This is a genomic window from Paenibacillus baekrokdamisoli, from assembly GCF_003945345.1.
Taxonomy (GTDB): domain Bacteria; phylum Bacillota; class Bacilli; order Paenibacillales; family Paenibacillaceae; genus Paenibacillus_Z; species Paenibacillus_Z baekrokdamisoli.
This window is the reverse complement of sequence record NZ_AP019308.1, coordinates 3,166,186-3,182,492: the sequence shown is the minus strand read 5'-3', so window position 1 is coordinate 3,182,492 and position 16,307 is coordinate 3,166,186. Positions and strand designations below refer to the sequence as shown.

Genomic DNA, 16,307 nt, shown 5'->3' with positions numbered 1-16,307 from the left:
TAGGGTGATCAGCATGTCGAAATATGCTTATATGTTACGTTTCACTTTGCAGCCGGGTCATTGGGAAGAGGAACGGCTTGAAGCATTAATTGATTTTTGCCGCAAAGGAAAAATCGATGACGTTATGTTTTTTATAGCGCCTTTAAATCTCCGTCATATCACAAGGGAAGAAACCAAGCCTTGGATGGATATGATCGGGCGGGCGAAAGGTTTGTTGGAACGGATTGGGGTGACCACCTCGATTAATCCCTTAAATACGCTGCTGCATGATTCAGCAAACAACACCTTGCTCGAAGGTCAAAACTTCCGATTAATGGTGGACCCAAACGGGAATCAATCTACCACTGCGGTATGTCCGCTTTGCCCCGAATGGCGCAGCTATATCATTGAATTATATGCTTACTATGCTACGCTGCAGCCCAATTCGTTGTGGGTGGAGGATGATTTTCGTTTCCATAATCATAGTCCTCTCCAGTGGGGCGGTTGTTTCTGCGAGGACCATATGCGTGCGTTTGCACGTGAAGCTGGTGTGGCTTCTATCAATAGAGAGGATTTTGTCCAAGGCGTGCTAGCGAGCGGTGAACCTCATGAATATAGACGTATATGGTTGGACTCCTGTCGGCAAACGATGGTGGAATTGGCAGAGGCCATCGGTGAAGCGGTACATCACGTGTCGCCCGAAACCCGGATTGGCTTGATGACGAGTGATCCAAGCGTACATGCTGCTGAAGGTCGGGATTGGCACGGTATTATGAAAGCATTCGATGGCAATCAGCGGGCTATCATTCGTCCTAATCTCCCAGCCTATATGGAAACTAGCGGCATTCATTATTCGTGGGCATTTAATGCCGTGTCGCGATTGACGGCTGCTCTCATTCCGGACCACACGGAGGCGTTCCCGGAACTGGAGAATGTCCCTTACACTTCATACTCCAAATCAAAGAGCTTTCAGAAGTATCAGTTGGAAACCGCATTACTGCTTGGCAGCCGAGGAATAACCTTGAATATGATAGACATGATCGGGAATGGCCTATATCCAGAAGAACAGTCTGAACGTTGGTTAGCCGAGGAGAAGGACTTCTTAAATTCCATTGCTTCCCTGGATCTCCATGTTCAATATTCAAAGGGGGTGCAGGTGCTTGTGAGCGAACACTCCTCTTACCACTTGCACACCACAGAACAATCAACAATGGAAGCGCTCTATCCTCGGGAAACATGGTGGACCAGCTTGCTTTCTGCTTACGGCGTAGCTAACGAATATGCGGTTGAATGGCCCAAACGAGAAGGCGTGCTAGCGTTATCAGGGCAAATTCTGCGTAATTACGATGAAGCTCAGATTAGAGAGCTGTTTAAGGCGAATTTCGTTTTGTTGGACGGAGAAGCCGTTTATACTCTTTATACAATGGGGCTTGGTTCATTGTGCGGAGTATCACAAGCAGTGTGGCGTGAAGTGCAGACTATTGAACAAATCGTGAATGGTCATGTATATTCCGGAATTAAGGAAGGACGAATGAGACCGTACCTTAGCATAGGCCGCTATTTGGACATCCAATATGAACAAGGCTCCGCAGACGTGATTTCGGAAATTCTAAGCGTTCAAAGCGAAGCTATTTGCCCGGGGATGACAGTCGTTAATGGGCGGATCTTTATATTGCCATACGGGCAAGATGGCCAGGAGGGAACACTTAATCCGATACGATGTGCAGTGCTTCAGGAAACAATAACTGCAATGGGAACCGAGGAGACGTTAATGATTACCAGCTATTCTCCTCATGCGGCTGTATACGAGTTTCGATCAGCCACTCAACAATCAATAGCGATAGTCAATAATTCAATGGATGACATTGACGGTATCGAGCTTGCCGGTGCAGATCTGACAGATGATAACTGGACGTTATTTAGCCGCTTTGAACCAATGGGACAACCAATTGCTTTGCGAAGCTCCGAACACCGGACGGTCGTTAAGTCTCATTTTCCTGCACTAACCTTGAAAGTTCTACACAGACAAATCTAATCACTGGACTTCTAAAGTAAACAACTGTACATGAATGTAAAGTCTAGTGTATAGAGATGGCAATAAGTAGCCTCTATAATGTAAATATGAGAGATGCTTGATATGTAATCTAACTTAATGTGTGATATTACATATCGCCTCATTCTTACAAAGATTGCAAACGCAATGCAATGCACAGCGAAAATGAAAAAGGGGGATTTCAGAATGAAGCGCATGAGCAGATTAGCGTTATCCTGTATTTTGGTAATCGTTTTGGCGGTATTATCGGGTTGTGGAGGCAGTAATACGAACAAGGAAGCAGTAAGCCCGCCCACTGGGAGTACCACTCCGGCTGAACCAGACGTAGTCGAAAGTACCGGACCCGTAGAAATTACGATGGCTCGCGAGAGCGAAGCGGACGTAAAATACCTTGCGGGCGAAACGATCGACAAAAACTCGGTTTCCGATGCGATTGTGAGAGATACAGGTATCACGATCAAGAACGTATGGGTCGCGGAGACCGCGCAATATGAGCAAAAGGTGCAAATGAGCATCTCATCGAATGATATTCCTGATTTGATGGCCGTAACGATGCCGCAGCTGCAGCAGCTAACCGAGGCGGATATGATTATGGATCTTACCGATCTCTATGAGAAGGACGCCACCCCTGAGACAAAGGCCTATCTGACCGGAGATGGCGGCAAACAGATGGATTCGGCGAAACACGAAGGAAAGCTAATGGCTATCCCGCAAACGAATGGACCTTACGGCGCTTCCACGCAAGTATGGATCAGAAGGGACTGGCTCAAGAAGTTAAACCTGCCGGAACCGAAAACGATGCAGGACGTTCTGGCCATCTCGGCGGCATTCGCCAAGAAGGATCCAGGCGGAACTGGCAAATCCTACGGTTTGCCGCTTACGAAGGATTTCCTCAAGGACGTTACATTCGATATTAGAGGATTCTTTAACAGCTACCATGCTTATCCAACACAATGGATCAAGGATAGTTCCGGTAAGCTCGTTAGCGGAGACATCCAGCCGGAAATGAAGCAAGCCTTGAAGCAACTGCAGGATATGTACAAGGACGGTCAGATCGATCCGGAGTTTGCGGTTAAGGATCTGGTTAAGGAGAATGAGCTCCTGGCTTCGAACAAAGTGGGAGTCGTCTATGGGCCATTCTGGCTGAGTGCCTATCCGTTGTTTGGCAACGCGGTGAAGGATGGGAAGCTCGTTCAAGATTGGTGGCCGTACCCGATCGCATCGATTGACGATAAACCTGCGTTGTCGCAAATCGAATTGGGCGTTCAAAAATATTACGTTGTATCCAAAAAGGCAAAACATCCGGAAGCGGCTATCAAATTGCTGAACAAATGGGTTCAGGCGTATACAAAACCAACAGATACGGATAAAGTGTACTTCCTGCAAAACAATGAAGCAGCAAGCTACTATAAGTTGAGCCCTATTCGGGTATTCTCTCAGACGGAAACGATAACACTTGGAGATGTGGTGCCTAAAGCGGTATTGGCGAAAGATCCTTCAACGCTAACGGGTTTGGAAGCGCCTAACCGATACGGGAAAATAATGAAATATTTGGGCGGTGACACAGGCGAGTGGGCGGAATATCCGATTTCCGGACCAAACGGCGCTTTCTCCATCATGTACGATTATTTGCAAAAAGATCTCTACCATTTCAATGAGTTCTACGGGGCTCAAGGAACCGCGATGTTGGAAAAGAAACCCGTGCTCGACGCTAAAATGAGCGAGATTTTCATTAAAATTATCATGAATCAGGTATCGATCGATGAATTCGATAAATTCGTCGAAGAATGGAAAAAGCTTGGAGGAGATGAGATCACAGCGGAAGTTAACGCATGGTTTGCCGCTGCTTCCAAGTAAGATGGAATGGAGGAAGGGGAACTGCAAACGGCGGATATCCCCTTCCGATTTTTTTTAGGAGGTAACGTATACATGATCATCAAGAGGTTTACCAAGGAATGGCCCCTGCATATGTTATTGCTGCCCGGTATCGTTATTGCCTTAATATTCAGTTATGTCCCTATGGCGGGGATAGCGATTGCATTCGAGAAATTCATTCCGACTAAAGGAATATTCAAATCCCAATGGGTCGGGTGGGATAATTTCAAATACATGATGGAATATCCCGGCATGGGCCGGATTATGTTTAATACGCTCTACATCGCGATCATGAAAATTATTGGCGGACTTATGGTACCAATCACCGTTGCCATCCTGCTGAATGAAATACGCAAAGAGGTATTTAAACGGACCGTTCAGACACTCGTTTACTTGCCTCATTTTTTATCCTGGGTACTGCTTGGCGGCATTCTGATCGATATTTTGTCACCGACTTCCGGAATAATCAATCAACTTCTCGGATGGTTTGGCTTCAAACCGATATTCTTTCTTGGAAGTAATGCATGGTTTCCCTATACGCTCGTCATCTCAGACATCTGGAAAGAATTCGGGTTCAGCACAATCGTATATTTGGCGGCGCTTACTAGCATTAACCCTTCCTTGTATGAAGCTGCTGAAATGGACGGCGCTGGCCGTTGGAAGCAGACTTGGCATGTTACACTGCCCGGAATGCTGCCGATCATCGTTCTTATGGCGACATTAAGCGTCGGAAACATATTGAATGCAGGGTTTGAGCAAATTTTCAACTTGTACGGACCGGCAGTTTATGAGAGCGGCGATATCATCGATACCTTCGTTTACCGGATGGGTTTCGTTCAGGTTCACTATGGCTTGGCTACGTCTGTAGGTTTATTGAAGTCAGTCGTATCTTTCGTTCTTCTATCGATGTCTTATTCAATGGCTTACCGTTTCGCGGGATATCGCATCTTCTGAGATGATCAGACCTGTTTCACTTGAAAGGAGATTTTACTTTGAATTTACGAATTTCAACGGGCAGAAGAGCGTTTGTTATTTTTAATTACATCTTCTTGGCCCTTCTTTCTTTATTGTGTATGTTCCCTCTCATTCATATGCTGGCTCTATCTTTCAGTTCTGGTGGTGCGGCTGCCGCAGGCAAAGTTACTCTATGGCCGGTTGAATTCAATACAGCTGCTTATCGGAATATAGTAAACAAACCCGAATACTTGACCGCATTTGGGATTTCCGTGCAGAGGCTTGTGCTTGGTACCCTCATCAGCTTAATGCTTACCATTATTACCGCGTATCCGTTATCCAAGGAGAATACTGCTTTTCAATTTAGAACTTGGTACGCCTGGTTTTTTGTATTTACGATTTTGTTCAGTGGCGGACTAATTCCTTGGTTTATGACGATCCAGAAGCTTGGACTAATGGACACGATATGGGCGCTTGTGCTGCCTGGGGCGCTTTCGGTATTCAATGTGATTCTTCTGCTCAACTTTTATCGAGGGTTGCCAAAGGAACTGGATGAATCGGCAAGGATGGACGGAGCAGGTCACTTTCGGGTTTTATGGAGCATTATCGTACCATTGTCGAAGCCTGCCTTAGCGACAGTTGGATTGTTTACAATGGTTGCGCACTGGAACAGCTGGTTTGACGGGCTGGTACTGATGAATCGCCCAGAGCATTATCCGCTGCAATCCTTTCTGCAAACGATCGTCATTCAGAAGGATATGAGATTCATAAGTGCGGAGAACGTGGAACTGCTTAAACTGATCTCGGACAGAACGAGTGCCGCGGCACAAATTTTCGTAGCTTCCGCTCCCATCCTGATCGTCTATCCTTTTCTGCAGCGATTCTTCATTAAAGGCATTGTGCTCGGAAGTGTTAAAGAGTAATGAGTATAATTTTTAAAAGCCTACCTCTCTGGCTTATATGATAAAGTGTTTATACGTCAAGTGAACACATAATCGAAGCAGGGGGAAAGTCATGGAAATCCTGAACAACTCGAAGTGGAATCGTCCAACGATTTTCGTTAAATTAATGCTAACCTTCATTGCTGTTTTGGCGCCCTTATATTTGCTTACACTTGTAATCAATAATAGAGGCTCACAGAGCATACGTAAGGAAATTTCACAATCAATCGCCAGTCGCAACGATTTTTATTTAACCATGTTGGAAATGGAAATCGAACGGGTTGTGCATATACTTCCGGAATATGTTGCGGACAACGATCTGATGGCCTTGAGCACAACTGGAAACAGCATGAGTGATTACGAGAAAATAGACAACATTAGAGCCATTCAGCGACGCATAAACCTGATTAAATATAACAGTATCTACATTAAGGAAGTAAGGGCTTATATTCCACTGCTTCAGAGAACGATCCTAAGCTCGAAGTTTGAGACGGATATTAATAAGGATGAGTTCGAAGCGCTTCAGCTCAAAAACAATATACTTGAAAGTCCTTTGATCTATTGGGAGGGGCGGCTATTCGTCAGCATGCAATATCCAGCGATTGTAAACCGCAGGGCACTGTTCGTGGTTGGCGTGGAAATATCGGTCGAGAAGCTGATGAATACGTTAAGTGAAGTGATTAGCATTCCGCAAGGCAATGCGGCAATCTTGAATTTGACCCAGAATTGGACGATCTCAAGCGAAAAGAATGGATCGATTATACCGGCTCTCCGCAGCCATTTGGCCGCTAAGATGAAACAGGGGCTTCATGCGGGCTACGATACGCTTGACTTCGATAACGTACCTTACCTTGTCTCCTATACCTATTCCAAGCAGTTGGAGTCTTATCTAGTGAGCTACGTGCCGGAAAGCCATGTCACCGGCCCGATCAGTAAATATCAATATTGGATATTGGGCGTATCCGTTTTATCGGTATTTATTATTCTATTCTTCTCGATGTCTATATTCCGCATGATTCATCGCCCGCTGAAGGTGTTGATCGGGGCCTTCAAACGAATGCGGACAGGCGATATTATGCCAATCGCGCATGCGCAGCAAAGACATGATGAATTCGGTTATTTATACAAGGCATATAATGATACCGCGATTCATTTAAAGACGCTGATACAGGAAAATTACGAACGGAAAATTCACAGCCAGCGCTCCGAATTAAAAAGGCTGCAATCGCAAATTAATCCGCATTTCCTGTATAACTGTTTTTTTGTCCTATGTCGTTTAATCAAATCCGAGGATTTGGAGCTTGCTTATCGATTCTGCCAGTATGTCGGCGATTATTTTCAATTCATAACCCGGGATGATTCCGATCAGGTATCGCTTGAGACGGAAATCAAGCATGCCCGGACATACGTAGATATTCAGAAAGTATGCTACGGGGGAAGAATTCAGGTTGAATTTGATACGTTGGATTCGGCTATTGAGAAGTTTAGGGTACCACGATTAATCTTTCAACCGATTGTTGAGAACATTTATAAGCACGCGGTAGTGAAAATGGTAAATGGCGGTAAGATATGGATCCATATGGAGCAAAACCGTGAGGACTTGACCGTCTATATGGAAGACAGCGGGAATAGCTTGACGGCGATGGATCTAGAGCTCTTGAATCATAGGTTGAGCATGTCGGCGCACCACATCGAGGATACGACGGGAATCATTAATGTGCATCGACGCATTCAAATTATGTACGGTCCCGATTACGGACTTACGATGTCCAGATCGAAGCTGGGCGGACTTCGGGTTGAAATCCGGTTATCCTTAATGGAAGGGGAGGAGTGACGCATGTATAGACTATTAATTGTGGACGACTTGCCGATCATAACAGATGGACTTGCAGAGCTATTTCAGAAGGAGCAGCATTTACAATTAGAAGTGTATAAGGCTTACTCCGGCTTTGAAGCGCTGGATCTCTTGAAGAAGCACCGTATCGATATCGTGCTTTCGGATATTTTGATGCCTGGAATGGATGGAATAGAGCTATTGCGGGAAATTCGCGACAACTGGCCAGCCTCCAAAGTGATCCTGCTAACCAGCCATAGTGATTTCAATTATGTGCAAAAGGCGCTTTCCCTCGGTGGATTGGAATATATCCTGAAGACGGAGAACGACGATATAATCATACAGGCAGTGGAGAAGGCTATCATTGCCCTTAACAAGGAACATGATGCTAGAAGGCTGATAGAAAAAGCAGAGGCGCATATGAAGCTGGCCATACCGACGCTGCAAAAAGATTATTTATGGTCGATGCTCCAGGGGAAAAAAGTGGAGCCGGTACTGCTTGCCGAACACTTCGCCAACATCCAGCTGCCGTTTCGTGCTGATGACCCTGTGTTCTTATTAATTTGCCGCGTGGACGACTGGAACGAAATAACGAAAGCGCCCGATAAGGCATTAATTATCTATGCGGTTCAGAATATCGTCGAGGAGTTATTGTCAGAATCCACCCAGTTGATCTCGTTAGTCTATGAATCTTCGAAAATTATTTGGATTGTGCAGCCACAATCTAGCGAAACCGGCGAATGGGCAAAAACTTCCCATTTTATCAACGGAATGCTTGAAATGATTCAGAGCAAATGCTTGGGCCTATTGAAACTATCTGTTTCTTTCGTGCTTGGCAGCAAGGAGGCAGCTTGGCCGGAGTTAGCCGACAAGTTCCATGCTCTGAAATTTCTGTTCGTACGCGGACTAGGAAGTCGAAAAGGCACGCTGCTAACGGATGTAAATCGGTCAGAGGTAGAGGTGGGTACCCATAAAGCTGCTGGGCTCGGACCGAGAAAAGGAAATTACCAGCTTCAGAGTAAGGTACCGTTATTGCTAAACAGCCTGGAAAACGGCAGCGAGGAGGAGTTTTATCGGCTATTTGAGGAAATATCGCCCATTTTTATGGATGATAGCGTTTCTAAGCTTCAGAAGACCGAGCTATATCATGCGTTGTCTTACGTGTTTTTGACCTTCGTGAATAAATATGATCTGGAAAACGAGCTTGGAGAACAAATTGAATGGAGCAAGCTTGTTCTATTCGACGATCAAGTTTCTTGGAAGGAATGGAATGTTTATTTTCTGCATCTGGCTTCCCTCATTATTGGCCGGAATATGGAAGAGCAAGAAAAAAGCACCCATGATGTCATAAGGAAAGTACATGACTTTATAGAAAGTCATATATCTGCGGATATCTCTCTTATTCATCTGGCAGATCATGTGAACCTTAATCCGTCCTACCTGTCCCGACTGTATAAGCAAATTACCGGGAACGGGTTATCGGATTATCTGACCGAATACCGTGATCGCAAGGCGAAAGAGATGCTCAAAAAAAGCAATCTAAAAGTGCATGAGATCGCAGCCCAATTGGGCTATAATTCCTCGCATGCGTTTATCCGGTTTTTCAAAAAACAAAATCGTGTAACTCCTCAGGAGTACAGAGAACAATGGGGGCTGTTAGGGATATGAAACCGGAGGGTGACATGTATAACAAGGCTCAGAAGATGAATGGCATTTATGTAATCAGCCGTGGATATGAACCTCTATCATTCGCGGCTGAGGAATTGAGGAAATATTTAATTGCTTTATCCGGAAGGGAAATCGTTCTGCATCACTCGGATCGATACTATGAGGAACAGCCAGGAATCTGGGTTGGACTAAGGACAGACTTTCCCGAAGTCCCGCAAACCGAGTGGCCCGGGCAAGGTACAGAGGAAGACGACGCGGTCTGGATTGATGTTGAGTGCGGGCAGGGAATCCTTGCTGGATCAAACCCAAGGAGCGTCCTGCTCTCCGTCTACCGATATTTAACTGAGGTTGGCTGCAGGTGGGTGAGACCGGGCCAGGACGGCGAGTATATACCCCAAATTGACTACTTGACTAAAGTGGTCAAATTGATGGAGGCTGCTTCTTACCGGTATAGAGGGATTTGTATCGAAGGTGCTGTTAGTTTGGAGAACGTGACTGATATGATCGATTGGATGCCTAAAATGGGGTTTAACGGGTATTTCATACAGTTCCGTGAAGCTTATGTGTTCTTTGAACGTTGGTATAACCATCTGAGCAATCCGCTCAAGCAATCGGACGATAAGCTTGAAGTGGCTTCGGCATTATTCAATGTAGAAGCAGCGGTTGCGGAGATCAAAAGAAGAGGCTTGGAATATCATGCTGTCGGCCACGGCTGGACTTCCACGGCGTTTGGCATACCGGCGTTAGGATGGGGAAAAGTGGAATGGGAGGCGGATCCGGATATCACGCCTTATCTCGCCCAGATAAACGGAAAACGCGAATTGTGGCAGGGAGTTCCAATGGATACGGAGCTGTGTTATTCCAATGCGGAAGCAAGAAGTCGAATGATCGGGGAAATCATACGATATACAGCCGATCATCCGGAGATTGATATGCTTCACGTTTGGTTGTCGGATGGCCATAACAATCAGTGTGAATGCGAAAACTGTGTACGTGCTTCTCCCTCCGATTGGTATGTCCTCATGATGAATGAGTTGGATGAAGCATTAACGGCCCGGGATATGGGTATTCGTATCGTATTCTTGCTCTATCAAGAATTACTATGGGCGCCGCTTCACGAAAGGTTTAGAAATTCGGATCGTTTCGTCCTTATGTTTGCGCCTATTACACGTACATACCGCAAATCCTTTGCGGAGGCTGGGAATTCGCCAAGTATTCCCCCATTTGAAAGAAATAAAATTGACTTTCCTCTATCCATTGAAGAAAACGTATCTTACTTAGAGGATTGGCAGCATGTTTTTTCCGGGGATGGCTTTGATTTCGATTATCACTTTATGTGGGCCCATCAGAAAGACCCCGGTCAAGTCAGCATTACGAGAATTCTGCACGAGGATATCAAGCATTTGCATCAAATCGGTTTGCGCGGCTATATGAGCTGCCAGGTTCAGAGGTCTTTTTTCCCGAACGGCCTTGGCCTTACAGTCATGGGAAGAACATTGTGGAATCGGAATTTGAGCTTTGAGCAAATAACAGGGGATTATTTTATCAGCGCCTATGGAAAAGATGGGCTAAATTGTCGGAATTATATGACAACTCTATCGCAGCTTTACGATAATCTTGATTTGGAGAAGGCTGCTGATCGGGATCAGGTGGATAAAAGTGTTTTTGAGAGCATTTATACGCTTATCCGTCAATTCGAGCCGATTATTGAAAGAAATCTTCTTATTCCGAATCGCTGCCATGCCGTCTCTTGGAGCTATGTAAACCACCATAAAGACATTTGGTTTATGATGACACAGGCATTGGAGCTTTTATACGGTGGTGAGGCTTCGGAAGCACGTACACAGTGGCAAGCTGTGCGAAATAGGCTTTGGGAAATCGAAGAGTTGGTTCAACCCGTTTTAGACATTTACAATTCTGTACTCGTATTTGATGGCGTTTTTGCTCGTTAGACATGAATCTATTAATTATTCTTGGAGGCGCTTTCATGAAGAGATTCGGAAAGAAAAAGAGCGGAATTTTCAGAATGAGACAATGTACGGCACTTATTACGATGCTATGCTTATTGTTTTCTTCTTATCAACCAGCGTTTGGAGCGGCCAATTCCCAAGATCATAAAGCCGCTGCCAACGATATTGCGGGTCATTGGGCCGAGCGTCAATTAACCGAGTGGCTGGATAAGGGGATGATTCGCGGGTTTCCTGACGGATCATTACGGCCGGATCAGTCAATCACAAGAGGAGAGCTGGCCGCTCTTATTAATCGCGCCTTCGGTTTCGAGGCGGCAGATTCGGTAAGCTTTACTGATATGACGAAGGAAAACTGGGCTTATCGTGATATGACCATCGCGGTTAAAGCTGGATATTTGCAAGGCTACGGAAATGGCGGGATCGGAGCCGGAATTGCGGTCTCCAGGCAGGAGGCAGCAGTCGTTATCGCTCGATTGCTTCAATTGGATTTGACGCTGAATGCTGTGACAGCTGAAGCCTACACGGACGCTGACCAGATTGCTGCCTGGAGCAAAGGCGCGATAGGGGCTGCATCAGCTGGGAAACTGATGAAGGGATATACGGACGGCAGCTTCAAGCCCAAATCTTTGATCACGCGGGCGGAAATGGTCGTCGTGTTGGATCGGGTAATGGCTGAGAATATTTCGACATTCGAGAAAGCCGGTACATATGGACCCGCTGTCGGAACCAAGGTTATCAAAGGGGATGTAATCATTAATGTCCCCGGTGTCACTCTCCGGAACATGACCATCTCCGGCAACCTGCTAGTGGCCGAAGGTGTCGGGGAAGGCGATGCCTTTCTCGACAACGTAACGGTGAAGGGTACGACAACGGTGAAGGGAGGGGGCGCAAGCAGCGTTCACTTCAATAACTCGGAACTAAATATCGTTCGAATTGAGAAGACATCAGGTGGCGTCCGAGTCGTTCTAGAAGGAAAGACTACGGTCATTGAGATGATTATTTCCCCCGTGCTTGGAGCGGGCTCTACGGTTGTTATTGATAATGAGTCGTCAATCGTTTCCCTGTTCCTGAATGAGATGATCAAGGTGCTCGGGCAAGGGAAAATCGAAAGAGCGATTTATGGACAGAAGGGAAAAGGAACGACATTCGAACGTAAGCCGGATAAGGAAGAGGGGCAAGAAACCGAGATGCCTACTAACGGTGGATCAACCACGACACCAGAACCACCCGCAACGCCAGCGACGCTTGTCAAAGAGAGATTACCCAAAGCGGATATTCTAGTAAGCCCTCTAGCCAGTAAGATGGAGATGCTTGCGGCAGAAGAGCTTCAGAGCACGATAAAAAAGGTCAGCGAAGCGGAACTCCCGATCTATAAAGGACAAATGGATGGAGATACCGTAAGCGCGCAGCTGTGGGATAACGAGATGGACATCAATAAAGTAGGTACGTACCCGATTCGGATCTCGCTCATTAATAACAGCAGCCGTTCTGTTCGCATTAACTTGACTCAGACGGATAGCGGGCCGATTACCACGAATATGGGAACTGACATGATATTGAAGGTAAAACAAAGTCAGACGGTTGAAGGTACCTTTACTATTCCAGCCGACATTACGGAAGGGACGCATGTCATTTCTCTGCAGGTTAGCACTGATGATTCTCCAATTACCGTCCTGACCTTAAAGGTAAATCTGGATCGGAATTTGATCAAGAACGGGGGATTCGAAAAGGCTGCTATTGGCGGTAACCTACCCGAAGACTGGATTGTGCCATCAGGTGCGCGGGACAATCAAGTCGCACATAGCGGAACGAGCTCCCTTCGGATCGACCTTGGGCAGAACGACTATATTAACGCGACTACTAAGCCTCATCTTATACTTGAACGAGGTCGCGAGTATGTCCTGAAGGCTTGGGTAAAGGGCAGCGCCCCAACAGGTCAAAAGATCGTCACGCAGTTCATGGAAATGAAAAATGATGGGGGATATCAAGACGGCTCGGGTCAACAGGTAACGAACATTACTGATCAATGGACACTGGTGGAGTTGAAATACACGCCTAGCAAAACCCATACATTCGATTATAACTGGGTTTATTTCTATGCCGTTAAAGGAACGGATCATTTGTGGATCGACGATGTAACGGTAATGGAAACTGGAGAAACGCCGGCACCAGAACCAGAACCGACGCCGAACTTGATCAGCAACGCTGGGTTTGAAACCGCCACAACCGACGGGCTGCATCCTGTAGGCTGGATTGTGCCATCAGGTGCGTGGGACAATCAAGTGGCACACAGCGGAACGAGCTCCCTTCGGATCGATCTTGGGCAGCACGAGTATATAAACGCGACCACCGAGCAGCATCTCATGCTGGAACGAGGTAGCGAGTATACTCTGAAGGCTTGGGTGAAGGGTAGCGCCCCTACGGGCCAAAAGATCATCATGCAGTTCACGGAAGTGGATAAAGACGGGGGAATACAAGACGGCTCGGGCCAACAGGTAACGAACATAACGGATCAATGGACACAGGTGGAGTTGAAATACACGCCGAGCCAAACCAATACATTCGAGTATAACTGGATTTTCTTTTATATTGTCGCGGGAACGGATCATCTGTGGATCGACGATGTTACGCTGACGAAGACCGCTAGCCAGCAGCAGAACACGGTAAACTCACAAGATGCCGAGGAATCTCAAATCGCGCTGCAGACTTCAGTGAAGTCACCAGAGGTTTCTATTCTGAGCGCGGACAGTGGGGCCGATGAGGATCGGTTTCAGATTATTTTGGGAACACCGGACTCTTATCCAAATCTAACTCAACTATTCGGGGACGACATGGCTTATTTAAGCCACTCTGACGGATTTGCGGTCAGGAAAGCAGGTAACCGGATTTATATTATCGGCACGGAGCCTAAGGGCGTGTTAAACGGCGTCTATGATTTCCTGGAGAAAAATGCAGGGGTATTATGGACTCGCTCCAGTACCACGGACATCGGCACGCTGTATGACCCACTCCCATCGATCGTTGCCAATAAAGTGAATTATCGCGAGAAATCGCCGTTTCAACTACGTGGATTTAATCTTACCGGCTTCGGAGCAAACGGGGAGTATCACGAGGATCCTGGCACGGAAACGATGATAGCCCGCAATAAAATGAATGCCAAGTTGGCCGAATTTGCTAACCAGCCTCTCTGGGAGAGACATGAAAGCGTAGGTGTAAAGTCGTTTACCCTCGGTCATAATCTGGGTTACTGGCTGCCCAATGAGGATTATTTCGCAGCTCATCCGGAATATTACAACACGGATATTAGCGGGGAGCACTATATCCCGGTAGCCGACGATACACAAATCAACTTCTACAATCCCGATGTACCTGGGGTTATTGCTGGCCGAGTTAAGCAGTTTTTAAGCGAGCACCCGATCGAATACGTCGGAATCGGCATCAACGATACCCATTATTTTCAACAAGGCGAGCTGAGCCGTTCACCGTTTACCACGGTTGACAACATCGTGATTCAGCCCGATGAAGCGGATTATAAATCGACCGTATTCTATTCGTTCCTGAATAAGATTGCGGCCAAAGTGAAAGTGACGAATCCGAATGCCAAAATCGTCACATTCGCCTACTTCTTCACGGATACGCCGCCAAGGGTAAAGCTGGAGGATAACATAGTCGTCGTCCTGGCACCGTTAACCGGGGATGACCGAGTTCCCTTCAATACCAGTGATGTAAACAGCGGGAACTATGGTCACAGGCTCAAGTTAGAGGGATGGCTGAAGAATACGAAAAACGTGGTCATGTATAATTATTACGGTTCTTTCCTGTCTGACACTTACGAAAGACCGATTGCACAGAAGGTTCAGGCGGATATGAAGTATTACCGGGATATGGGAATAACCGGGGTATTGCCCGAAAGTATTATGGATGCGAGAATTCCGAATTGGTCCATTAACGCGCTGCAATTTTGGTTGTTCCAGAAGCTAATGTGGAATCCGGATGCTGATCTTGAGCAATTGAAGTCCGACTATATTCGGAAAGCTTATGGGGCCGCCGCAGCGAAGATGAGAGAGTACTATGATCTCATTGAGCAAGGCTGGAATAAGTATAACGATCCAATCGGCTACAATACGAGCACCAATACGTACATCGGGAAGTATATCATCAAAGCGGGAATTAAGGATGCGGCTCAGAAAGCTTTGAATGAGGCTTGGGCATTGGCAGACGACAAAGCAAAGGCGAGAATCGAACCGATCAAAACGACCTTCGAAAAGATGGTGCTCGAGCTTAGTGAGATCCCCTACCTGGAGGTGCACGCTTCCAAAACGACCGCAAGCAAAGCTGATATCGTCAACGTGACCGATTTCAGTCAAGGGCCATGGGCAGATGCAAAAGCGGTTTCGGAGTTTTACGAGATGAACTCGAAAAATCCTGCTCCCGTACAGACTAAAGTTCGATTGTTATGGGACGATAAGAATCTGTATGTCGGTTATGAGAACTTCGACGACAACCCGTCGGCGATGATAACCAGTGATGCTGCTCCTAGCGAGTGGTGGGCAAGCGGGGCCGATGACGATAACGAGACGTTTATAACGGGCCATCCGGCGGCCGCGACTTATTACGGATTTTTCAATAACTCGAAAGCATTGAAGGTGGAATACAGCGGGCCAACCGCGAACAGCGCCTACAACGGGCTATGGGAAGCTTACACGAAGAAAGGAACAGACCGTTGGATATCCGTTCAAGTTATTCCTTTTGACAGCATCAATGTTGATCTTTCCATTACCAAGGCGCTGCAAGGGTACTTCTTCAGAACCTATCACGGTAAGACAGGATTTTATGGCTGGGGTGTTGGAGCGGTTTGGAGCTCCTCGAGTTTTCATCCCATATTGCTTGATGATAATTAAATCAATAGCTGCCGATTAGCTGTATGACGGAAGCGCCCCACTCTTGGAAATCCACTGAATGAGTTTAACTATTCGTGTCAAGAGAGGGGCGCTTTTCTCTGATTTGAAATGTTGAGATGCGGAAAGGAGGTG

General features: G+C 46.5%; 8 protein-coding genes. All 8 read left to right on the top strand.

Annotated elements, in window-relative coordinates:
* The first annotated feature begins 13 nt into the window (after nt 1–13).
* The 8 genes from EKN16_RS14320 to EKN16_RS14285 all read left to right on the top strand — a co-directional run bounded on the left by EKN16_RS14320 (nt 14) and on the right by EKN16_RS14285 (nt 16,175).
* Nucleotides 14–2,014, top strand: coding sequence for a hypothetical protein (locus tag EKN16_RS14320; protein ID WP_125658252.1), 2,001 nt, complete (start codon nt 14–16; stop codon nt 2,012–2,014).
* A gap of 204 nt (nt 2,015–2,218) precedes the next feature.
* Nucleotides 2,219–3,889, top strand: coding sequence for an extracellular solute-binding protein (locus tag EKN16_RS14315; RefSeq protein ID WP_125658249.1), 1,671 nt, complete (start codon nt 2,219–2,221; stop codon nt 3,887–3,889).
* 72 nt (nt 3,890–3,961) lie between these two features.
* Nucleotides 3,962–4,861 carry an ABC transporter permease gene (locus EKN16_RS14310; protein ID WP_232016429.1) on the top strand — a complete coding sequence of 300 codons (900 nt, stop codon included), beginning with the start codon at nt 3,962–3,964 and terminating at the stop codon, nt 4,859–4,861.
* 38 nt (nt 4,862–4,899) lie between these two features.
* The gene (locus EKN16_RS14305) at nt 4,900–5,784 is read left to right on the top strand and encodes a carbohydrate ABC transporter permease (RefSeq protein ID WP_125658246.1); all 885 of its coding nucleotides are present in this window, start codon (nt 4,900–4,902) and stop codon (nt 5,782–5,784) included.
* 91 nt (nt 5,785–5,875) lie between these two features.
* Nucleotides 5,876–7,636, top strand: a complete 1,761-nt coding sequence (locus tag EKN16_RS14300; protein ID WP_125658243.1) for a sensor histidine kinase — start codon at nt 5,876–5,878, stop codon at nt 7,634–7,636.
* 3 nt (nt 7,637–7,639) lie between these two features.
* Nucleotides 7,640–9,304, top strand: a complete 1,665-nt coding sequence (locus EKN16_RS14295; protein ID WP_125658240.1) for a response regulator — start codon at nt 7,640–7,642, stop codon at nt 9,302–9,304.
* Nucleotides 9,283–11,256 carry a DUF4838 domain-containing protein gene (locus tag EKN16_RS14290; protein WP_125658237.1) on the top strand — a complete coding sequence of 658 codons (1,974 nt, stop codon included), beginning with the start codon at nt 9,283–9,285 and terminating at the stop codon, nt 11,254–11,256. Before EKN16_RS14295 ends, EKN16_RS14290 begins: the two co-directional genes overlap by 22 nt.
* A 35-nt stretch (nt 11,257–11,291) precedes the next feature.
* A complete protein-coding gene (locus EKN16_RS14285) occupies nt 11,292–16,175 on the top strand; it encodes a DUF4838 domain-containing protein (protein WP_164522797.1) in 4,884 nt (1,627 codons plus the stop codon).
* The last annotated feature ends 132 nt before the right edge of the window (nt 16,176–16,307 follow it).